Raw genomic sequence first — 23,292 nt, 5'->3', positions numbered from 1 at the left:
TAAAAGGGAATAATATAATGTCTAATGATAAAACGTTTAAAGCACTAGTGGTCGAAGAAACTAGCGACGGCGAGTTTAAGAAAAGTATTCAGGAGCGCAGCGTTAGCGATTTACCTGATAACGATCTGCTTATCGAAGTACACTACTCATCGCTGAACTACAAAGACGCAATGTCGGCATCAGGTAATAAAAGAATTACCAAAAATTACCCACATACTCCAGGTATTGATGCTGCAGGCGTCGTAGTCAGCGACAAATCTGGTACCTTTGAAAAAGGCCAAGAAGTGGTAATCTTTGGCTATGATTTGGGCATGGATACCGATGGCGGTCTGGGTCAGATGATCTCTATTCCTGCCGATTGGGCAGTAGCTCGTCCAGAAGCTTTGAGCTTAAAAGAGGCGATGATCTACGGTACAGGCGGTCTAACGGCAGCCTTAAGCGTGCAAAAGCTACAAAAAATGGGCGCAAAACCTGAAGACGGTCCGGTAGCAGTGACAGGTGCATCGGGCGGTGTGGGTAGTATAAGCATCGCAATTTTAAGTCATTTGGGTTTTGAGGTTATCGCCTTCTCAAGCAAAAGCGAGCAAGCCGATCATCTAAAGGAGCTTGGCGCAAATGAAGTACGTAACCCTGATACCATCAATGAAGTCGGCGAGAGACCCGTCGGTCGCGAGCTGTGGGCTAACGCTATTGATACGATCGGCGGCGACTATTTGGCTAACTTGCTCAAACAAACTAAAGCGGGCGGCGCGGTCACCTCTTGTGGTTTGGCGGCGTCCCCTGAGCTTTCTATGACCGTGATACCATTTATCACCCGCGCGGTGTCACTGCTTGGTATCGATTCGGTCTATATTCCACTGGAAGATAAAAAAGCGATTTGGGAGCGCGTCTCGACCGATATGAAACTGCCTAATCTTAAGCAGTACTGTGAAGAGATTACCCTTGAGCAAACGCCTGAGTACCTAGATCGTTTTATGGCAAAAAAGGCTACAGGGCGTTATGTGGTAAATGTGAAGGGTTAGGGTTTTTCGTTTAGCAGTTAGGTAATAATTAATTAGCTAAATTTAATCCTCATTTGGAATAAAGCAAATTAACGATCATTTTACGGTATAAATTAAGCTTAATGTTACGTTCTATAGTAAACAATGGAGCACTGTATGAAACCGACAGTTGATAGTTGGCCTGATATTCCTTATCAAGATTGGAAAGAGACCTGTACGCTATTGCATCTATGCTGCCAGATCGTTGGCAAATACCGATTATCGCATACCCCGTGGATTAATCATTCATGGCATACGACATTGTATGTCACGCCGCAAGGTTTATCGACAGGATCTGTTCCAGATGGTGATCGCTATGTCACTTTGACACTTGATTTTTGTGATCATACACTACGTGCGATATCTGACGATGGACGCTCAGAGGAATTTGCTCTCAAAGACATGAGCGTTGCCGACTTCTATGCGCAAACTAAAATGATTGTCGAAGCTGTAGGCGGGACTTTTGATATTCATGAACAGCCGAACGAGTTAGAAGACTCAATTCCTTTTGCTCAAGATACGAAAACTCGACCTTATAACTCTAATGCTGTTGCCAACTTTCACACAGCGCTAATCCAGATTGATCGAGTGTTTACTCAGTTTCGCTCTGCATTTATCGGTAAGGTGTCACCCTCGCATCTGTTCTGGGGATCGTTCGATCTGGCGGTCACTCGGTTTTCGGGTCGTCTTGCACCTCTGCACCCGGCAGGTATTCCGAACTTGCCAGACAAAGTTGCGCAAGAGGCTTATAGCCATGAGGTATCCTCTGCAGGATTTTGGCCAGGTGGGAGCGGTGTGGATGAGGCAATGTTCTATTCCTACACCTATCCAGGACTAGACGGTTTTGCTGATCAAAAAGTAGAACCAGCAGAAGCAAGGTTTGATAAAGACCTTGGAGAGTTTTTGCTCCCTTATGATGTTGTGAGAACGAGCGACGATCCAGATGCCACGCTTATGGCGTTTCTACAATCAACTTATGAGGCTGCTGCCAATCTCGGTGATTGGGATCGGGAGGCGCTGGAATGTGCTTTAGGCAAACCTAACACTCCTCGCAACGTTCATTAAGTTTGCGATTTGGGAGCGCGTCTCGACCGATATAAAACTGCCTAATCTTGAGCAGTACTGTGAAGAGATTACCCTTGAGCAAACGCCTGAGTACTTAGATCGCTTTATGGCGAGTCAAACGGTTGGGCGTTATGTGGTGAATGTGCGGGGTTAAATTCTGATATAAATAGGTGATGAAGTATCTATTTAATATCCCATAAGCAATGGTAGTGTTCTACATGTGTAAGACGCTATCATTGCTTTTTTCAAATTCGACTAGCGATAAAATTTCATATTTATGTGAGGTTATATGTCAGATAGAGAAAGCATTGAGTACGATACAATGCAGGAAGCTATAGCTGAAGAGTTATGGTGGGACGAAGCCAGTAAAGAGTCTGCTCTAGAGCAATGTATTTACTGGTTTGTTGAAGGCGAAAGTGAAGAAACTGCTTTCCGAATATTACTTGAGGAAGGGTTAGATATCAACTTCTTAGAATATGGGATCATAATTGCCAATTATAATGGAATAGGTAACTTGAGAAATGTGACCCGTCTCATGAACTTAACCCTAAGTCATGAGCGTCCAATAATTTTCACATACGATGATGATGATCCATCTTTAGTACCCAATTCAAGTAATTTACCAAATAATATTCACTTATTCAAAATACCTTTTCAACCGGTTGTTACATTTTCTAATGGTTATAGAGGTGGTTCATTTGAAGAGTCTTTTGAAGCAAGTACTTTTATTGATGCATGTTTTGAGACAACATTATTAAAAGCTAACCCTCAAATTATTAAACAAGATTTTATTAATATATTTGACTCAAACAAACCATTCTATTCACAAATAGTTAAATTTCTGAAGCAAAAAGGGCGTACAAGCTCAGTTCCTAAAAAAACTGAAATTGCAGAAGAAATGGCTATAACTTGCACACCTGAGCCGGAAACCTATACCAAGTTGGCGCAGTTAATTAAAGATATTCGTTCAAAGCATCCAGTAAGAGTAAAAATTTAATACACAACTCTACTTACATTAGAGATAAATATTTATTATTTAAAAAAACACCCAACCAAGTTGAGTGTTTTATAGAGCTATAGCGAGACCATTTGATTATTGATAAGTTGTATATCAATTCAAAAAATTTGAGTAGCGAGGAAAACGAATGATAGCACTATAAAAAGTAGGCTGAACGAGGTTGACGACGCTAATCAGATTTTTGGTTTGATAGCTTTTATTAAGGGCTACTCCCACTCAATAGTAGCTGGCGGCTTGCTCGACACGTCATAAGTCACGCGTGACACGTCTTTGATCTCATTCATAATACGATTACTCACCGTCTCAATCAGCTCGTAGGGCAGATGGGCAAAGCGCGCGGTCATAAAGTCCACCGTTTCAACCGCACGTAGCGCAATCACCCACGCATAGCGGCGTCCGTCCCCGACCACGCCCACCGATTTGATCGGCTGAAATACTGCAAAGGCCTGTGCGGTTTTGTCATACCAGCCTGAGCGCTCAAGCTCTTGCATAAAGATAGCATCAGCTTGGCGCAAGATATCGGCGTATTCTTTTTTGACTTCGCCTAAGATGCGCACGCCCAAACCCGGCCCTGGGAACGGATGACGATAAATCATTTTCTCTGGCAGGCCCAAAGTGATACCAAGCTTACGCACTTCATCTTTGAATAAATCCCGTAATGGCTCAATGAGCTTAAACGCTAAATCATCCGGCAGACCGCCGACGTTATGGTGGCTCTTGATCACATGGGCTTTGCCTTGATGCGACTTCGCCGATTCGATGACATCGGGATAAATCGTGCCTTGCGCTAAGAATTCGATCTCCTTACCATCGCTCTCCTTGCTCACTTGACGCGCGCTATCGGCGAAGACGTCGATAAAGGTTTTACCGATGATTTTACGTTTGGCTTCTGGATCTGACTCGCCAGCTAAAGCATCTAGGAACAAATCTTCAGCATCAACGCGAATCACTTTAACGCCCATGTTTTCCGCGAACACTTGCATGACCTGATCGCCTTCGTGCAATCGCAATAGGCCGGTATCGACAAACACGCAGGTGAGCTGATCGCCAATCGCTTTATGCAGTAGCGCTGCGACCACCGAGCTATCAACTCCGCCTGATAGCCCAAGCAAGACTTGCTTATCACCGATTTGCTCTTTTAATTGTGCCACGCGCATATCGACGATATTGTCCGGCGTCCACTCGCCGGCGCAGTCGCAGATCTGATGCACGAAGCGGCCGAGCAGCGCCTGACCTTGTAAGGTATGCGTAACCTCTGGGTGAAACTGCAGACCATAATAATGCTTATCATCGTCAGCCATAATCGCAATCGGGCAACTTGGAGTGCTGGCGATAACCTCGAAGCCTTTAGGTGCCTCAACTACCTTATCGCCGTGACTCATCCACACATTAAGGGCGGCGGTTTCATTTTCAGTAGTGCTATCTTCTATACCCTCAGTTAATTCTGAGTGCCCATTCACGTTAATCGTCGCCGCGCCAAACTCGTGTACGTCACTGGCATGTACCTTACCGCCAAAACGATCCGCCATCGCTTGCATCCCGTAGCAAATGCCTAAAACGGGTACGCCCAAATCGAACACTGCATCATTAATACGCGGACTGTCGTCAGCATGCACGCTCTCAGGACCACCCGATAAGATGATACCTTTCGCGCCAAAATCGTTGATACGATCGCTGTCGATATCATAGGGGAACATCTCACAGAATACCCCCGAATCGCGCACACGGCGTGCGATGAGCTGGCTATACTGCGAGCCAAAATCGAGGATTAGGATGCGGTCTTGTTTAATAGTAGGCGTAATAGAGGTAGTCATAATATCGTCCAATGCAGGAAGCTAAAAAATAAACGTATTTTAGCAAGAATATGCCAGTCATGGGCGACTAGATAGCATGAATTCACCGACTAGATTCGCTAACTAAAAGATAGCGATTAGACCATAAACTAGTAATCACTTTATTCAGTCAATTAACTACATAAAATCAAAAAATATTCGCTACTATAAAGTTATATTTGAAATAACAATTTTAAGATAACAATGACGGAGACAGACCATGACTGCGACAGCTAAGCCCAAATTTGACAACCCAAAGCAATATATCTTAACCAAAGCTGATATCGACGCCATTCCTGAAAGCAAGCACGTGCATCAGTTCAACGACAAGGCTATTCGCCATACCGTCTCATTGAGTGATATCGTCGGCCTCAATAAATTTGGCTTGCATCTGGTGCGCGTTGAGCCGGGCGATGAAACTACGCAGCATCATTATCATGAAGAGTCAGACGAATTTGTTTATGTGCTAGAAGGCGAGCTGACGCTACGTTATGGCGACGAGAGTTATTCGTTAAGTGCAGGAGATTTTGTTGGTTTTCCGGCACACGGCGCGGCGCATTCTATGCGTAACAATAGTGATAGCGATGCCGTCTACCTGATGGGCGGTAGCAGACCACCTATTGATATTACCAATTACCCAGATATCGAGCGCAAAATGTATACGATTCATGGTAAAAAGGAGTTTGTAGATCTAGAAGAGTTAAGCAAAGTATAAATGAGATGTTTATTCAACATTAGCTAATCATCACTTCACCACCATTCTTAGCGCTCTTATTTATTATAATGCTGGTAGATCGTTTAGCACCTGCTTTACAAGCATACATCACCTCCATCAACCCAACAATTATCAAGTAATTTTAAAAATACTGTTAAATACTACTATTTAGCAGTATTATCTATAAGCACTATTTAATAGTACGCAACCAAAACAATCCATATTAACTAAAATAATCAAAGGAGTCGTTATAGGGTAAATAAAGGCGCGTCATCAATTAGATTATAAGGATGATGTTTTAATTGACGACACGCCCACTCTTTCTGTGATTTTAGTCTTTAACTTCAAAACAGGACAATAAGATGGGTAGCTCTAATAACAATCGAGACAGTAAAAAGTCCCGTAAGAACAAAACTGGACTGTCAAAACAATACTTACCTGACTATGTAAGAGCACGATCAAAGTATTATAAACCCCCTCATTTGGGTACCTTTAATGTTGGTATGTCCATTCCGCAGTGGCGACCCGATCACGTACCCGATACGCGTATTGATAAATTTACCTTCGGTATGGTACTCGTGATACTGCTAAGTATTGCTATCCCTTTAATACTTTTTCCTGAACAAGGTAAAGAGTGGGTAGGCATAGCTCGAAACTTCGTAGGAGATAACTTCGGTTTTGCTTATCTAGGTTTTGGTGTCCTAGCGATGCTATTTGTGATTTACATTGTATTTTCTGATATTGGTAAGATCAAACTAGGCCGTCCCGAAGAAAAACCTGAATTTGCCAATGGTTCTTGGGCAGCTATGATGTTTTGCGGCGGTATTGGTGCCAGTATTCTGTACTGGGGGCTGATTGAATGGGCTTATTATTATCAAAGCCCGCCTTTTGGCATCGCAGGCGGTACGCCAGATGCCATTCGCTGGGCGACAACTTATGGTATGTTTCACTGGGGTCCTGTGGCATGGGCCATCTACCTAGTACCTGCCGTCGCTATTTCCTACTTTTATTACGTACGCCAAACGCCAGTCCTCAAAGTCAGTCAGACCTTGATGCCATTATTAGGTGAAAAGCTGGCGGGTAGCAATTGGGCCAAAATGCTCGACGTCCTGTTTGTTTTTGGGATGGTCGGCGGCGGTGCGACTACCCTAGGTCTAGCCTCTCCGCTTATCAATGAAGGGTTATATAATTTATTTGGCTTACCGCGCAACATCACTATGCAAATTGTAGTACTACTAATTACTACCATGATTTTTGCTTATAGTGCTTATCAAGGGCTCAAAGGCGGTATCCAAAAGCTCTCCAATATCAATTTTTATCTAGCAGTGGCGTTTTTATTATTTGTATTGATTGTCGGGCCTACGGTATTTATTTTAAATACCGGTCTGGAGGCTATGGGGCGCTCTATCACCGAGATGCCGCGAATGATGACTTATATCGAACCCTTTAAAGACTTTCAAGCATTTGGCTTTGAGCCGATAACCTTCCCGCAAGATTGGACGGTGTTTTATTGGGCATGGTGGTTGGTATTTGCGCCTACTATTGGGTTATTTATCGCCAAAATATCTAGAGGACGTACCATTCGCAATATGGTCGTAGGCTCGATGTTCTACGGCTCACTTGGCTGTGCGATGTTTATGATTATTCTTGGTAATTACGGATTATATTTGCAAATGACTGGCGCTTTAGATGTCATTGGTATTTTGAATAACGAGTCCCCAACTGCGGCGATTTTTGCTATCCTAAATAGTCTGCCAATGTCTTATTTAGTCGTCGCGGTATTCACCTTTTTAGCCACTATCTTTACTGCCACTACCTTTGATTCGATCTCTTATATCTTGGCGTCTGTAGTACAAATAGAGGTCGACGATGAGCCACATCGCTGGAATCGTTTATTTTGGGCCTTTACCTTGTGTTTATTGCCCGCAATCTTGATGTTTTTAGGCGATTTGCAAACCTTGCAAACCGCTTCTATTATTGCCGGCGCGCCGCTCATTATTATTTTGTCGATGATGATGGTATCAGTGATCAAAGCGGCACGCTATGATTTGGCTTATCAGCCTGATTACAGTATAAAAACCATTCATATCGAAGAGCTGCCTGCCAATGCTCCGTGGGAGGAGGGGGAAACCTCAGAATCTCTTGAAGGCTCAATAATGCAGCAAAACGAGGAGTGGGAGCAAATGCGCGAAGGTACCGATGATAAGAGATGAGATAAAACATAATTAAGGCGCTTTTACTCTAGAAAACTTAAAAAAAGGCTGGTCTGCGTTAGTAGTCCAGCCTTTTTTATAATCTATTTTGAAGTATGTTACCTATAAAGGTTACAAATCTCATCCTATGAATGACGGGACTACAGAAGATAGTTGCTTTTACTTGGCTATTGGCAAACAATTGAGATGATTGGTTTATCATTAACTCTTTATTATCCAACAGCAATCTAAATGTCTGCTATAGCGGTATAACGTTAATAAAAATTATGCCTTCATTTATCTTCCCAATGATTAGTTATTAGATCGTTTTACATTATTTAAACCCGACTCAAGCATTGATTTTGACGCTTATTTGGATAGGGTTATCATCAACGACAGGTATGTCTCTATGAGCACAATCAAATCTCTTATCCGTAGAAGTGATAAAGTCAATCACATTTCCCCAACTGCGGTAACTGCAATGACAACAAATACCGATAGTACGAACCTAGATAGCGCTGCAAAAACCAACACTCCCATAGAACAAACACGCTGGAACGGTTGGGGCAATGTCAATATCAATAAAAAAGTCTCACCGCATGGCGCAAAACTGATCAAATCGCATATCGGTAAGACTAAGAAACTCAAATCTGTCAGCTTACAGCAAGTGCTCAAAACCGTGCCCAAATCACGCTTGCCTAAAGTTATCAGTGCTCTTGATATAGTATCGACCGATCAAGAAGTCAGACTCAGACATGCCCGCGGGCAAAGCTTTCCCGACTGGATCGCGATGCACAGCGGCGACTTTGAGGTCTTCCCTGACGGCGTGGCTTTCCCTGAATCGACCAATGATGTCGAGCAATTACTCAAGCTCGCCCAAGAGCACGACTTAATCGTTATTCCTTTCGGCGGCGGTACTTCTGTAGTCGGTCATATCAATCCACAACAGGGTTCGCGACCCGTATTGACAATCGCCATGAGTAAAATGGATCGCCTTATTCATTTAGATAACGAGAGCCAAATTGCCACTTTTGGCGCGGGTACCCAAGGCCCAGCAGTCGAGGCGCAGCTGGACGAGCATGGTTATCGCTTGGGACATTATCCGCAGTCGTGGGAGCTATCAACGCTTGGCGGCTGGATTGCCGCGCGCTCTAGTGGTCAGCAGTCATTAGGCTATGGGCGTATCGAGCAGATGTTCGCTGGCGGTACTTTAGTCACTCCGCAAGGCGTGCTACAAATCGCTGATATCCCTGCATCCTCGGCAGGGCCTGATCTGCGTGAGATGATGATGGGCACTGAAGGCCGCGCAGGTATCTTTACCGAAGTTAAGATGCGCGTCCAGCCGCAACCCGAGGAAGAGCTATTTAAAGTGGCCTTTTTGCCCAATTGGCAAGCGGGCAAAACGGTACTCAAACAAGCGGTGCAACAAGATATTCGCTTGTCTATGCTACGCCTGAGCAACGCTGTCGAGACTGACGCACATTTGCATCTAGGTACTACGCCAAGTCAGTTTTTAGCGATTAGCACTTATCTAAAAGCGCGTGGACTCAGCTCAGATAAAGTCATGCTCACTTATGGCGTCTCAGGCGATAAAGCGCAGAATAAATTAGCGCTAACTCAGTTTAATAAACTGTTAAAGCAAAATGGTAGTGTCACGGGCAAAATCACCGATATTATGGGCAGCGTCTGGGCGCACGGGCGTTTTAAGTTCCCTTATCTGCGCGGTACGCTTTGGGATCGCGGCATCATGGTTGATACCTTTGAGACCGCCACCAACTGGATCCATATCGACGAGCAAATGGCGCAGATGCAAGAGGCGGTCAGAAACTCACTCGCTGATGAAGGCGAGAAAGTCATGGCCTTTACCCATATCTCGCACGTTTATAAGCAAGGCGCAAGTCTTTATACCACCTACTTTTTCCGCGCCGCCAAGGATCACGCAACCACCTTGCAGCGCTGGCAAAAAATCAAACATGCGGCGAGTACTAGCGTGGCTAATGGTAAAGCCACCATCTCACATCAACATGGCGTCGGCCGCGATCATGCCCCGTATCTCGCTGCTGAAAAAGGCAATCTGGGTCTACAAGTGACTCGTGATATGCTCAAAAGCTTAGATCCTGAGCAACGTATGAACCCGGGTGTGTTGCTTGAGGAATAGAAATTAAAAATATGAGAGAGAGGTTTTCTATCCTGTGCTACTGGTATAAATTTTCCTTGCTTGCTGTGCGGTCTCAAAACTCCAGAGGCTGCACAACTATCGCTTAAAAGAAGCATCCCAGTAGCACTGTATTTATTTTGTAGTGAACCGACTGACTTACGTCATTTAAGAAGATACCCTTATGACCCAATCTACACAACGCCAGCAAGCACTCGCGCCTTTAGCACAATCTGAACCTTGGGATATGCTCATTATCGGCGGCGGTATCACCGGTGCCGGTATTGCACGCGAGGCGGCAAGGCGTGGTCTTGCGGTACTACTTATCGAGCAAAAAGACTTTGCTTGGGGCACCTCCAGCCGCTCAAGCAAAATGGTACATGGTGGTCTGCGTTATATTGCCTCAGGCGATTATAAAACCACTTTACTAAGCGTCCGCGAGCGTGAGCGTATGCTCAGCGAAGCAGGCGGTCTGGTCAACGAGATGCACTACATCATGCCACATTATAAGGGTAAGTTTCCGCCGCCGTGGATATTTAATACCTTGCTAAGAGTCTATGACAAAATAGCGGGTAAGCGCTACTTTAAATACTTCAAAAAGGACGCTTTTTTGCGGCTAAATCCTAATATCAAGCAAGATAAATTCTTAGGAGCCAGTCAGTTTAGCGATGCGGTCACCGATGATTCGCGCTTAGTGATGCGCGTACTTGGTGAGGCCACCCATGACGGCGCGCAGGCGATTAATTATCTCAAAGCTGAGTCGCTCATCACTAATGAGCAAGGTTTAGTCGTTGGTGCAACTCTTAAAGACACGGCTTCTAAAGATAGCGATCAGACTTTTGAGGTTTATGCCAAAGTGGTGGTCAGTGCGACAGGCGCTTGGGCGGATACCTTACGTATGCAGGCCCGTGCGCAAACTGAGCAAAGCTTTCATAAGCAAATCCGTCCCTCACGCGGTAGTCACTTAGTGGTCAGTCAAGAGCGCTTGCCTATTGACCAAGCCTATACCTTTTTGCATCCTACTGATAAGCGAGCAGTGTTCGTTTTCCCGTGGGAGAACCGCACCGTGCTTGGCACCACTGATTTGGATCATCCACCTTTAGACGATCAAGAAGTCGGCATTACCAATGCAGAAGTCGATTATCTATTAGCGGCAACCAACGGTCTGTTTGCTAATGCCAAGCTCAATCGAGACGATGTCATCAGCTCATGGGCAGGCGTAAGACCGCTGATATCCGATAACGGTAATGGTAAGCGCGTTAGCCCCAGTAAAGAAAAACGCGATCATAGCGTTTGGCTCGATAACAATCTGGTGACCGTCAGTGGCGGCAAACTAACCACATTTCGCCTGATTGCTCTTGATGTCCTAAAGATCTGTCAAAAGGTGCTCGCGCTTGATGAATCTGCTACTCAAAGCCAAACGATAAATGGCAATCAGGTCTTTAGTAATCCTACGCCGACCCATCCCAAATTCGCCACTTTGCCAAAACCTTTACAACAGCGTTTACAAGGTTTTTATGGTCTACAACTTGATAACTTGTTAGAGCTCGCGCATGACGATGATCTAACTTACGTCACTGATAGCAATACCCTTTGGGCGGAGATTCGCTTTGCCGCACGCTTTGAACAAGTCATACATTTAGATGATTTGCTACTGCGGCGTACGCGCTTGGGTCTTATACTACCCAATGGCGCTTTGACGCCGCTTATTAGCGCTAGACTCAAGCAAATCTGCTGCGAGGAGCTGGGCTGGGATGAGCAAAAGTGGCAACAAGAAGTCGCTCGCTATACCGATTTATGGCAACGTTATTATCATTTGCCTGCGGCTTAGTGTTTCTTCGAATTATTATAGAAATCAATGTTCTGGATCAGTGCTACTGGTGTAAATTTTTATATAAACTATCTGTGTAACTCTACAGATAGTCAACTGATATTAAAAGTGGTACAAGGCAGACGAGCGCAAGTACTGCAGTAGTAGGCTAAGCGATTCTAACGCTGTAACACTTTAAGAGCGGTTCGACTATAGTTAAGGACGACTATGACCGATAATCCTGCAAGCCCGATTTACTTCTTAGCTATCGACAATGGCACCCAAAGCGTCAGAGCGCTTATCTTTGATCAATTTGGCAACAAGATTGCCAAAGCCCGCGTGCCTATCGAGCCGTATTTCTCTGAGCAGCCCAATTATGCTGAGCAGCACGCCGACTACTACTGGCAAAAAGTGGTTGAGGCCTGTCAAAAGCTGTGGCAAAGCTGCGATATTAAACCTGAGCAAATCGCCGGCGTCAGTCTCGCCACCCAGCGCTATACCATGATTTGCCTTGATAAAGACATGCAGCCGCTACGTCCTGCTATCGTTTGGATGGATTTGCGCCGCGCTGAGACACACGACATTGGTTTTTTAAACCCGCTGACCAAAATCATCGGTATGGGCGAATTGGTAAAAGACGCGCAGCAAAAAGCGCGTTGTAATTGGCTCGCGCAAAATGAGCCTGAGATGTGGGCAAAGACCGCGCACTACGTCAACCTTTCCGCCTACCTCACCTATCAGCTCACAGGTGAACTTATCGACTCAAATGGTCATTCGGTCGGCTACTTGCCGTATGACTACAAAGCGCAAACATGGCTCAAACCCAACACCCTGAAATGGCGACTGTTTAGCTGTACCCCCGAGCAAATGCCCAAAATTGTCCCACCAGGCCAAACCCTCGGTGAGATAAGCGCCAAAGCTGCCAAAGCCACCGGCATCCCAGAGGGCACGCCGATGATTGCCGCCGCCAGTGATAAAGCCTGCGAAGCCCTAGGCGCAGCGGGACTGGCCGCCGATACTGCGTGTCTTAGCTTTGGCACCACCGCCACCATCAACACCATCTCCCCCGACTACGTCGAGATTCTCAAACACATGCCCGCCTACACCGCCGCCGCCCCGCACTACTACAATCATGAATACATGATTTATCGCGGCTTTTGGATGGTCAGCTGGTTTAAAGAACAATTCGCCCACTACGAGCAACAACTTGCCAAAACCCAAGGCATCGACACCGAAAAGCTCCTCGATACCGCCGTCAAAGGCATTCCAGCCGGCAGCATGGGACTCATCATGCAGCCCTATTGGTCGCCGGGCGTCCGTCATCCTGGGCTTGAGGGCAAAGGCGCACTTATCGGTTTTGGTGATGTGCATACCCGCGCGCACGTGTACCGCGCTATCTTAGAGGGGCTGGCTTACGAGCTTAAGCTCGGCTTTGATACCATCGAGAAACGCACTGGCAAACCCATCAAACACCTGCGCGTCTCAGGCGGCGGCTCCCAAAGCGATGCCGCCATGCAGCTCACCGCCGACATCTTTGCCATGCCCGCCTACCGCCCGCACACTTATGAGGCCACTGGCCTCGGCGCTGCCATCAACTGCGCGGTGGGGCTCGGCGTCTATCCCGATCACGCGACAGCAAGCGACGCTATGACTCATTTAGGCGACGAATTCGTCCCTATTGAGGCCAACGTGCAACTCTACAAGCGCCTGTATAACGAGGTCTATCTGAAGATGTACGAGCGCCTAAAACCGTTGTATCAGAGCATTCAAGACATCACAGGCTACCCCGCCAAGTAGTCTGCGCGAGTTTTAGGTGTCGGCGTCTTGGGAGTGGTCAAAAGGTGGGATGATTTTAGTAAAGAGGTTATGGGAGCTAATCGCGCCTTCTGCTTGTATCTGTACACCTAAGCGTGGCGGGCACTAACGGCTGATGGCATTCCTGTATTCTCGATACTACCCTCAGCCGAGTGCCCGCAACCCGCTTAGTCGCACAGGATACCGCGTCAGTCACGGCTAAAACGCGTCTCGAGACAGATATTTGTAGAATAATATATTATTAAACCTTATATGTGTAAATTAAGAATGCTACAATTAACTCCAGTAAATTTATGACACATGAAATTGGTTAAGTAAATTATGTACTTTCAATTATAGAGCGAAAAGGTCATTAAATGTCTAGTCCAACGTCTCAGAATAAAATACAGAATATACCTGTTACTCTATTAAGGTTTGATCCACTCAATCCTCGCATACCAATTGAAATAGACGGTTCAGATGAGAATGAAGTTATTGAATACTTGCTAGCTGAGGCTAATATTGATGATTTAATGAAGTCTTTGTTATCACAAGGCTATTTTCAAGGTGAACCATTACTAGTATGTCCGTCTAACGACAATGATGACACGTATATCGTTGTCGAAGGTAATAGAAGGTTAGGAGCATTAAAACTTATAAACGGCTTTCCTCCTCCTAGAAAAGAAAATACTATAAAAGCTATCCTTAGTGAATCAACTAGAGAGATAAAGGAGATACCTTGCATAGTATATAAAGCGAGAGAAGAAATATTAGGATATCTTGGCTATCGTCATATAACAGGGATTAAAGAGTGGGATCACTTAGCTAAAGCTAGATATCTTAAACAACTCTATGATAAAACAACTGAAGAACAAAAAGATAATAATCTGAGTTCGATAGAAATTTACAAGATTTTGGCAAAAAATATAGGTAGTAAATACCCTAGTGTTGAGAACCTGCTTAGAGGGTTAGAAGTACTAAACTTTGCTGATGATGAAAGAATTTTAGAAGATATAGGGAAGAGACCTAACGATATTCATTTCTCTCTTTTAACTACTGCCTTGAATAACAGTAGTATCAAAAGCTATGTAAGTTTAGATAAGGAAAAACCTATCGATCAAAACAATGTTGATTCAGAAAATACTCGAAACCTACTTTCTTGGTTATATGGTGACAAAGAGAAAAATAAAATTGTAAGAGAATCTAGAGAAATTCAAAAATTAGCTAAAGTTATTGCAAATGATGATTCTTTGAATTATTTAATAAAGCATCAGAATGAAAATGATATTTTAGAAACCTCATTTACTTTGGCAGGAGGTTTGCTTGATGGATTTGAAGACGGTTTAAATAAAATAAACAATAACTTGACGTCACTTCAAGAATTGCTCACTTTAGTAAGTGACTATTTAAATGAATACCATATTAGTGAGCTAGACAGTATTCAGAAAAAAGCTAAGTCTCTTTACGTTTCTGCTAGAGCCCTTGTAGAAGATAAGGAGTAGTTATAATATGGTATGGGGCGAAATTGATAGACCTAGGGACTCAGATATTCATACAATTGCAGATTTTTTTGAGATATTGTGTATTACTTCTCTAGATAAAGAGGTAAGTCTTGATGACATGGAAGATCATTTAAGTGATTATTCTTGTAACTATTTAAGACTAGAAAATGATAGATTAGATGTTAGAGAACAAATTGAATGGAGAATTGAAGCTTTTTCAGATAGGTATCCGTTCGAAAAGGACAATAATACAATTACGCTTTCTACTAGCTTAGATCTTAAGCAAAAAGCATATTTATTTTTACTTTTATCAGCAAACCTACCATTCATAGAAAAAACTTATAGAAATGAATTTACAGAAATATTTGAAGACCTATCGCTTCTAAGTCTGATTCAATTCACAGGTGATAAAGCAGAAAGTAAACGTTTTGGCAAGAACAACCAAGACTTTTCAGGTACCAAGGCAGAACGTTTAAACGATCTTTTTAATAAAATAGGAAATAAAGGTCTTTGTGATGATAGTTTTTTTAGAAACAGAGATAGCGGTGACGGTGGAATCGACTTAGTATCTTGGTACAGAGCTGACAAATATGAAACTAGCAACATTATGTCGATTTTAGCTCAATGCGCTTGTTCTAGATCTGAATGGAGTAAGAAACAAAATGATGCTTCGTACGATCGAATAGGTCATCTAGGACAGAACACTAATAGATGGAATAGTATGTTATTTACACCAATATGTTTTAGAGATAATGCTGGTCGATGGTCTGTTAAAGGAGATATCCAAAATAATATTATATTCGACAGATTAAGAGTGATAAACTTCTTAAGAAACGATGACCTTGAGAATTTCTCTTTCCCAAATAATTTTGATTCAATGCTAACTTATAGTAGAACTATTACAGAATAAGTTAAAAACACGGCAATGCTTTAGCTACTACTTCAAAAAGTGGAGGTGGAACTGCATTACCGATTACTTTGTACTTATTATTCAAGGTAGCATTTTCTGTATCAGGAAAGATTATATTTTTATCAAATCCCTGAAGACAAGCGGCTTCTCTATAACTAAACCTTCTAGCTGGTCTATTATTTACAAAACGCCATTCATCTTTTTGAACCTTTTCCATTTCGGGGCTAATAGGGTGCAAAGGCATATGGCGAGCACTACTAACTATAGTTCTTGATAAGTCTTCCCAGTTCTGGCGACGATTTCTCGACATATAGTACCAATGAAAACCTTCATTATAATATTCTTCTTCTTCTGGCCACTCTGGCAAACCTGATAAAGCGTCTTTAATTGTATTAAAAGCTAGATCATCACTTCCATGAGTAGGTTTTGGAAATTCAAATTTAATGCCGAAGTCTTTTCTAATACCTACAATGAATATTCTCTTTCTATTTTGAGCTACTCCAAAGTCTGCTGCATTTAGAAGTTGATACTCAACGTTGTAGCCCGCATCGGTGAAGATTTCAATTTGATCTTTCAAAAGGTGAGTGAAAGTCTTCCTTAGCATACCTGAGACATTTTCTACTATAAAAGCTTTCGGTTTAATATAATTTAATGCTCGTGCAAACTCTTTATAGAGATAGTTAACTTTTTTATCAGCTATTCTTGCTCCTCCTTGACTAAAACCTTGACAAGGATAGCATCCTACTAGTAAGTCAGACTCTGGAAAATGTTCAATTTTTTTGATATCTTCTAACTTATAATCAGTTTCAGGTAGATTTTCGAGATATGTATCTTTAGCATATGGAATAATATCGTTTGCCATCAGAATATCAAAGCCAGCCGCATGCAAACCAGCATCTGACCCACCACATCCAGAGAATAATGAAACTGCTGTTTTCATAATTTATTATTCGTTCCAAATTAGTTCAAGAAAAGCATTTAACTCTGCTATTCTAACAGTTTAGAGTTATTATAAAGTAGTTATTTTAAGGTTAGAAGCCATATATTCTAACATCTACTGAATTTAGTTTCACGTTTCCTAACAAACCTGCATAACGCGCCTACTCAACAATCACCCTTTTCTTTTAGTATAGTTTAACCACAATAAATAAATGCAAAGAAAGCGATGTCGCCGCTAGCCCCGACTGGAGCGGTTATCCTGCTAACGACGATGGCGATGCAAGCCGTGGCTGGTAGTGGTCGCTCGTCTAGAGCAAACGCCAGCGGACACTGTGGCTTGCACGCCAGCGACTAAGCAGATAATAGCGGACGGCGGGATTGGCTACCTATTATCTTACTTTTAAAGATGTGCTATTTACCTACCGCACTACAAAATTAGCTTAAGATTAAACCCCACCACTAAACGCCGCATAAACCCGATTTAATCCCTCACGCAGCAGCGCCTCAGGACAAGCCACATTGATCCGCATTTTTAGATGTCCCTCGCGACCGTATTTAATCCCAGAATTTAGCTCAACTTTAGCAGCTCGCAGTTTGTCATAAAGCGCCTGATCATCTTGCGCGTATGCCGAGCAATCCAGCCAAATCAAATACGACGCCTCAGGGCGCATCACTTTAATATCGGGCAGATGCCCTACTAAAAAATCTATCGTGATCTCGATATTTTTTTCGATATAAGCCAGCACCTGCTCAAGCCACTCTCCGCCATGCTCATAAGCACTTTGCATCACCGTATAGGCAAATAAATTCAGCTCATATTCATCGTTCAAATTTTGCTGCTGACTGATTTTTTTCAGTAATGTCTCATCTTTAGCAAAGATCATTGAGCCTTTAATACCCGCCACGTTAAAGGTTTTGGTCATGGAGGTCAGGCTGACCACTTTATGTGCGTAGCCTTCTGCTAGCGTTAAAAAAGGCGTAAAGGTATGACCACTCAAAGTTAAATCTTGATGTATCTCATCACTGACAATCGCCACATCATGCTTTTTGCAAATCATAAGCAATGCTTCAAGCTCATCTCTCGTCCAAACGCGCCCGCCCGGATTATGCGGATTGCATAATAAATACAGCTTTACTTTATGCTCGATGATTTTGGCTTCGATATCTTTTAGATCTAGCTGATATTTACCATCGACTTCTTTTAGTGCTGACATTACCAGCGTACGCTTATTTTGCTTCACCTTAGTCATAAACGGCGTATAGATAGGATCATTGACCAGTACCGCGTCCCCTGTCTCGGTGAATATCTGCATCATCAGCGCGAGGCTTGGCACCACCCCCGGCGAAAATAAGATATTATCCTGTGTCAAATCCAAGCCATAACGATTGCTATGCCAGTTGATAATCGCATCATACAAAGCGTCGGTCGGTTTGGTATAACCCAAGATGCCGTGATCCACCACACGCTGGACACTATCCAAGATAGGCAGAGCTGCTTTAAAATCCATATCAGCGACCCACAGTGGAATGGTGTCATCGCTATAGTGCCATTTGACCGAACCCGTATCTCGTCTATCGATGGTTTCATCGAAATTATATTGCATGGGCTGCTCCTTAAAGGGTAAGTTTTATCTAACATCAACTATAATCATTTCAATTTAAAAAGAATACAGTGCTACTAGGATACTAGCTTTTGAAGTGCAAGTTTCGCAGCCTCTGGCTGCAACGACACAGCACGCAAGGAAAATTTATACCAGTAGCACGCTTAAATTACGGTCTCTTTTTAGACTTTAAATTAACTACCTCTACTCATACTTAACAAACAACTTTGATAACTCTTTGAGCACAAAAGGAATCAAGGATAATCCAAGCACAATAAGCCAATCGTGCATCTCAAGCGGCTGTAGCTTAAAGGCGTCGGCCAAGAACGGCACGCTGATTACCACAACTTGCAAGGCAAAGCCAAACACCACCGCCGCGACCAGATAAGGATTAGAGAACAGTCCCAACTGAAACACGGACTTGGAGCCATGACGCAGCGCAAACGAGTAAAACAACTGCGAGCCTGCCAGCACCACAAAGGTCATGGTACGCGCATGCGCCAGCACACTTTCAGGGATATCGCGTTGCCCCAAATGGTAGCCCTCTTCACTGAGACCAATATAAAACGCTACCAAGGCTAAAGACCCAATCAGCACCCCGCCGATAATCGCTCTAAGCCCCACGCCACCTGCAAAAAAGCTCTCGCTAGTGAACTGACCCCCTAAACTTGGACAGTTTAAGTTTACATCAAGGACTGAGTTCTGTACTTTACAGGACTCAGTCCTTTTAGTTTAAGTTGAATTCTCTCATGATTATAGTAGTGGATATACTCATGAATCTGTTGCTCTAAATCCTCAATGGTATTCGGTTTCTCAATATAAATCGTCTCACATTTGAGCGTACCAAAGAACCCTTCCATCAATGCATTGTCTAAGCAATTACCCTTACGGCTCATACTTTGATTAATATGATTCGCTCTAAGCGTACTTGCAAACGGTTTCATTTGATAGTGCCAGCCTTGATCTGAATGCAGGGTGAGCTCCTCTTTGCGCTTTGCAGGTATGTTTTTAACGGCACGCTCAAGCATCTGTTTGACTAAATCATAGACGGGTCGTCTTGAAAGCTCGTAGCTGATGATCTCATTGTTGTAGCCATCGAGTATGGGTGATAGATACAACTTATCACCGCCGACCTTAAATTCAGTGATGTCAGTAAACCATCTGCGATTAGGCGCACCTGCTCTGAACTTACGCTTGACCCTGTTCTTAGCTATAACGCCGCACTGTCCTTTGTAGGATCGATACCTTTGTCGTCTGATTCTGGCAGTCAGCTTAAGCTGTCCCATAAGCCTTGCAACCCGCTTATGGTTGACCTTTAGTCCTTCATTCTTAAGTGTCTGAGTGATTCGACGATAGCCATATCGACCTTTATGCTGGTGGTAGATATCACGGATGCGCTGTTTCAAGGGAGCGTATTTGTCTTTATCCCAAAGACTCGCTCTATGATAGTAGAAACTACTCCTTGCAAGCTTTGCTATGGTGAGTAAGTCAGATAACACGTGCTGTTGTCTTAGTCCTTCGATGAGCCTTGCTTTTTGTCTGCTTGTTCCTCCGCTCTGAGCAAGGCATCGAGCTTTTTTAAATACGCATTCTCCGCTCGTAGATACTCGTTCTCACGTTTGAGCTCTGCTAGGGTCTTGTCCTCATCAGGTTTGTCTGTGATAGGAGAGGTCATAGGATTACTACCTTTATATTTAGAGGTGAGTCCAGACATACCGTAGTGTCGATAAGCGTTGTGCCAGTGGCTAATAAGCGCAGGTGAGCTGATAGTAAACCTAAGGGCAGTTTCAGACTGACTTAGTCCTTCTGATAACATCACAGCGAGCACTTTATACTTAAAGTCGCTACTGTATTTAGTCCTATCGACCTTAGGCTTGATAGCGTCTATGCCACCATGTTGATATTGCTCGACCCATTTGCTGACAAACCGCGGATTTACAGAAAACTTCTCACTGGTAGCATGTCCGCTATGTCCTTGCTTGTAGTATGCTATGACTTTGATCTTAAAGTCTAGATCGTAACGCATAAAATAACCCCCATAAATTGTGTCCAACTTATGGGGGGCAGTTCATAGGATCACGCGGCTTTTCATTCATCACCTCCTTGTCCGGCGTATCGATGCCTAGCGCAATCGCAGGGAACGAGTCGGTAATCAGATTAATCCACAAAATTTGCGTGGCCAACAACGGCAGCGGCCACGAGAGCATAATAGCAACCAAGATGGTAATGACCTCACCCAAGTTACAGGACAATAAGAACACCACCGCTTTTTTGATATTCTTATAGATATTGCGCCCCTCTTCAATAGCATGGACGATGGTGGTAAAGTTGTCATCGGTCAAAATCATATCGCTGGCACCTTTGGATACATCGGTGCCGGTAATGCCCATCGCCACTCCAATATCAGCGGCTTTGAGCGCTGGCGCGTCATTGACCCCATCTCCCGTCATTGAGACGATATTACCATGTGACTGCAAAGCCTTCACAATGCGCACTTTATGCTCTGGGCTAACCCGCGCAAACACTCGGTAGTTTAAGACCTCTTTAGTAAAAGTGTCCTCCCCCATCTGATTAATCTCAGCACCGGACAGGGCTTGCTTGCGCTCTGCTGCCATATCCAACTGCTTAGCAATCGCAAAAGCGGTATCGGCATGATCGCCGGTAATCATAATCGGCGTAATGCCCGCGTTTTTAGCCTCATGAATAGAGTCCTTGACCTCTTCTCGCGGCGGATCCATCATTCCAACGATACCGACGAATACCAAACCCTGCTCCATCTGCTCAGGAGCGATGGCTTGATCGCCCTCTTTATAAGCCGCTGCCAATACCCGCAGCGCTTTCTCCCCCATCGCTTTTGACGCTGCAAGAAATCGCTGTTTATACGCCTCACTGATCGCTACTACCTCGCCATGATCCAAAACATGGGTACAAAGCGGTAGCACTTGATCGATCGCGCCCTTGACATTCACCCGATAGTTATTATTGCTAGTATCCGCATCCATCTGGTTTAGGGTCGACATCAATTTGCGCTCAGAGTCAAAAGGCCGCTCATCGATACGTGGATATTTGGCTTCTTGTGCTGACTTAACCAGTCCCGCCTTCTCAGCATAAGCCACCAGTGCAATCTCCGTCGGATCGCCCGTCTCTTCTTCGCCTTCGATTGAGGCATCATTACAAAGCACAAAACTACGTGCCATCAGTGTTTCATCGTCGTTTAGCTCGATATGGGCATCAGTATCAGCCTCAGCATTTTCAGCAATAGCTTTTTCACCCTGCAAAGTAAAATGCTCAACCACGGTCATGCGGTTTTGGGTGAGGGTACCAGTTTTATCCGAGCAAATGATATTCACTGACCCCAGTGTCTCCACCGCGGGCAGCTTTTTAATAATGGCGTTAATCTTTGACATCCGCGTCACGCCTAGCGCCAATACAATCGCTACAATCGCCGCCAAACCTTCTGGTATCGCCGCGACAGCCAAGCTAATAGCGGTCAAAAACATCTCAAAGGTGTCTCTACCCTGAAACAAGCTGATCGCTAAAATCAGCACTGACACTCCAATTGCCATCAGCCCGAGCGTCTTACCCAGCTCATTTAAGCGCTTTTGTAGCGGGGTCATGGTGTCGTCTTCACTATCCAAGATGCTGGCGATCTTACCCATCTCGGTCTGCATACCGGTGGCGATAACTACGCCTTCGCCGCGTCCATAAGTGGCGGTAGTCGAGCGAAACGCCATATTGCTACGGTCACCGATATTGATATCCTGATCATCGAGAACCACGCTCGCATCTTTGTTTGCTGCCACCGACTCGCCGGTCAGGGCAGACTCCTCAATTTGCAAATTGGAGGACTGAATCAAACGCAAATCCGCCGGAATAAAGCGTCCCGCATCGATAAGTACCACATCACCCGGCACTAAGTCTTCTGAATCAATCTCTTGATTGGCACCTGAGCGGCGCACCACGGTTTGAGGATTGGACATTTTTTGTAGCGCTTCAATCGCTTGCTCAGCCTTGTATTCCTGTACCACGCCAATGACGGCATTGATCAGCACTACTAGCAAAATAATAATGCCATCGACATACTCACCAATGATAAAGGTAATCACTGTCGCCGCCAGCAGCACATAAATCAGGGCGTCTTGCATTTGTGCAAAAAACATCGCTACCAGGCTTTTCTTTTTAGTGCCCGTAATTTTGTTTTTACCATACTTCTCTAGCCGCGCCGCCACTTGCTGCTCGTTTAGCCCCACAGACGGAGAAACCTCCAGCTCATCTACGACTTGTTCCTTGGTTTTGCTATGCCACATGCTTGCCTCACTTGTCTGCTGGGTCGTCACCGTATTCCACTATGATACTAAGGATAATAAAGCGGGGCTGTAACTTTCGTTAACGACTGCTTAACTGGTAGGCTGGTCATTGGCTGAAAAGGTAAATACTTGAGATAAAGTCAGCTTTTTGTAGACAAAAAAATACCACCGTAGTTGGTGGTTGTAAGGTTTGGTTTGGCTTGGTTTAGTTTGCTTGTTTTAGAGGATATGGTTTTTGGAGCTGATCCTGCCATTTGCTATTATCGTTAACAGGATAACCTTAAAAAATTCTTATCTAAAAGAGTTTCTCTTGCGAGCCTAAAATTGCAGTGCAATTTTTTCACGGCTCTCATGTCAGGGCTAAACCGCGTCTCAAGGAGACTATTGTAATCAAAGCTAAAATAGAGAAGGT

17 protein-coding genes and 1 pseudogene are annotated in these 23,292 nt (G+C 44.1%); 11 read left to right on the top strand and 7 right to left on the bottom strand.

Features of this window, described 5'->3' with window-relative positions; genetic code table 11:
* The first annotated feature begins 17 nt into the window (after positions 1 to 17).
* From ACR63N_RS00150 to ACR63N_RS00140, 3 genes are all read left to right on the top strand, one after another.
* Positions 18 to 1,022, top strand: coding sequence for a YhdH/YhfP family quinone oxidoreductase (locus tag ACR63N_RS00150; RefSeq protein WP_472782295.1), 1,005 nt, complete (start codon positions 18 to 20; stop codon positions 1,020 to 1,022).
* A 135-nt stretch (positions 1,023 to 1,157) separates the two neighbouring features.
* Positions 1,158 to 2,105 (top strand): DUF5996 family protein, encoded by a 948-nt coding sequence (locus ACR63N_RS00145; RefSeq protein WP_472782294.1) that lies wholly within the window; start codon positions 1,158 to 1,160, stop codon positions 2,103 to 2,105.
* A 289-nt stretch (positions 2,106 to 2,394) separates the two neighbouring features.
* Positions 2,395 to 3,102: a hypothetical protein gene (locus ACR63N_RS00140; RefSeq protein WP_472782293.1), complete on the top strand. Its 708-nt coding sequence runs from the start codon at positions 2,395 to 2,397 to the stop codon at positions 3,100 to 3,102.
* 227 nt (positions 3,103 to 3,329) lie between these two features.
* On the opposite strand, the gene guaA is transcribed toward ACR63N_RS00140, so the two are convergent.
* Positions 3,330 to 4,937: a glutamine-hydrolyzing GMP synthase gene (guaA, locus tag ACR63N_RS00135; RefSeq protein WP_472782292.1), complete on the bottom strand. Its 1,608-nt coding sequence runs from the start codon at positions 4,935 to 4,937 to the stop codon at positions 3,330 to 3,332.
* A 238-nt stretch (positions 4,938 to 5,175) separates the two neighbouring features.
* Between guaA and ACR63N_RS00130 the strand changes: the two genes are divergently transcribed.
* The 7 genes from ACR63N_RS00130 to ACR63N_RS00100 all read left to right on the top strand — a co-directional run bounded on the left by ACR63N_RS00130 (position 5,176) and on the right by ACR63N_RS00100 (position 16,033).
* A complete protein-coding gene (locus ACR63N_RS00130) occupies positions 5,176 to 5,670 on the top strand; it encodes a cupin domain-containing protein (RefSeq protein WP_472782291.1) in 495 nt (164 codons plus the stop codon).
* A 362-nt stretch (positions 5,671 to 6,032) separates the two neighbouring features.
* A complete protein-coding gene (locus tag ACR63N_RS00125) occupies positions 6,033 to 7,883 on the top strand; it encodes a BCCT family transporter (RefSeq protein WP_472782290.1) in 1,851 nt (616 codons plus the stop codon).
* A gap of 460 nt (positions 7,884 to 8,343) precedes the next feature.
* Positions 8,344 to 10,020, top strand: coding sequence for an FAD-binding oxidoreductase (locus tag ACR63N_RS00120; RefSeq protein WP_472782289.1), 1,677 nt, complete (start codon positions 8,344 to 8,346; stop codon positions 10,018 to 10,020).
* Between the two features lie 181 nt (positions 10,021 to 10,201).
* Positions 10,202 to 11,848, top strand: a complete 1,647-nt coding sequence (locus ACR63N_RS00115; protein WP_472782288.1) for a glycerol-3-phosphate dehydrogenase/oxidase — start codon at positions 10,202 to 10,204, stop codon at positions 11,846 to 11,848.
* A gap of 207 nt (positions 11,849 to 12,055) precedes the next feature.
* Positions 12,056 to 13,624, top strand: a complete 1,569-nt coding sequence (locus ACR63N_RS00110; protein WP_472782287.1) for an FGGY-family carbohydrate kinase — start codon at positions 12,056 to 12,058, stop codon at positions 13,622 to 13,624.
* A 374-nt stretch (positions 13,625 to 13,998) separates the two neighbouring features.
* Entirely contained in the window at positions 13,999 to 15,123 is a 1,125-nt protein-coding gene (locus ACR63N_RS00105; protein ID WP_472782286.1) for a hypothetical protein, read from the top strand.
* Positions 15,124 to 15,130: 7 nt separating this feature from the next.
* Positions 15,131 to 16,033, top strand: coding sequence for a hypothetical protein (locus ACR63N_RS00100; RefSeq protein ID WP_472782285.1), 903 nt, complete (start codon positions 15,131 to 15,133; stop codon positions 16,031 to 16,033).
* Position 16,034: 1 nt separating this feature from the next.
* Here the strand turns inward: ACR63N_RS00100 and ACR63N_RS00095 are convergent, their stop codons facing one another.
* Entirely contained in the window at positions 16,035 to 16,973 is a 939-nt protein-coding gene (locus ACR63N_RS00095; protein ID WP_472782284.1) for a DNA cytosine methyltransferase, read from the bottom strand.
* 225 nt (positions 16,974 to 17,198) lie between these two features.
* On the opposite strand from ACR63N_RS00095, the gene ACR63N_RS00090 reads away from it, so the two are divergent.
* Positions 17,199 to 17,327, top strand: coding sequence for a hypothetical protein (locus tag ACR63N_RS00090; protein WP_472782283.1), 129 nt, complete (start codon positions 17,199 to 17,201; stop codon positions 17,325 to 17,327).
* Positions 17,328 to 17,418: 91 nt separating this feature from the next.
* Here the strand turns inward: ACR63N_RS00090 and ACR63N_RS00085 are convergent, their stop codons facing one another.
* From ACR63N_RS00085 to ACR63N_RS00065, 5 genes and pseudogenes are all read right to left on the bottom strand, one after another.
* Positions 17,419 to 18,576 (bottom strand): MalY/PatB family protein, encoded by a 1,158-nt coding sequence (locus tag ACR63N_RS00085; RefSeq protein ID WP_472782282.1) that lies wholly within the window; start codon positions 18,574 to 18,576, stop codon positions 17,419 to 17,421.
* A gap of 201 nt (positions 18,577 to 18,777) precedes the next feature.
* On the bottom strand, positions 18,778 to 19,197 hold the full coding sequence (locus ACR63N_RS00080; protein ID WP_472782281.1) for a cation transporting ATPase C-terminal domain-containing protein: 420 nt from the start codon (positions 19,195 to 19,197) through the stop codon (positions 18,778 to 18,780).
* Between the two features lie 59 nt (positions 19,198 to 19,256).
* Positions 19,257 to 20,099: pseudogene (locus ACR63N_RS00075) on the bottom strand (IS3 family transposase); the annotation flags it as partial.
* The gene (locus ACR63N_RS00070; RefSeq protein WP_367105913.1) at positions 20,084 to 20,599 is read right to left on the bottom strand and encodes a transposase; all 516 of its coding nucleotides are present in this window, start codon (positions 20,597 to 20,599) and stop codon (positions 20,084 to 20,086) included. The pseudogene ACR63N_RS00075 and the gene ACR63N_RS00070, both read right to left, overlap by 16 nt.
* 28 nt (positions 20,600 to 20,627) lie before the next feature.
* Entirely contained in the window at positions 20,628 to 22,910 is a 2,283-nt protein-coding gene (locus ACR63N_RS00065) for a cation-translocating P-type ATPase (protein ID WP_472782280.1), read from the bottom strand.
* Between the last annotated feature and the right edge of the window lie 382 nt (positions 22,911 to 23,292).

Source organism: Psychrobacter sp. M4 (genome assembly GCF_055699795.1).
Note: the sequence above shows the minus strand (reverse complement) of the source record. Positions and strands in the feature narration are given on the sequence as shown.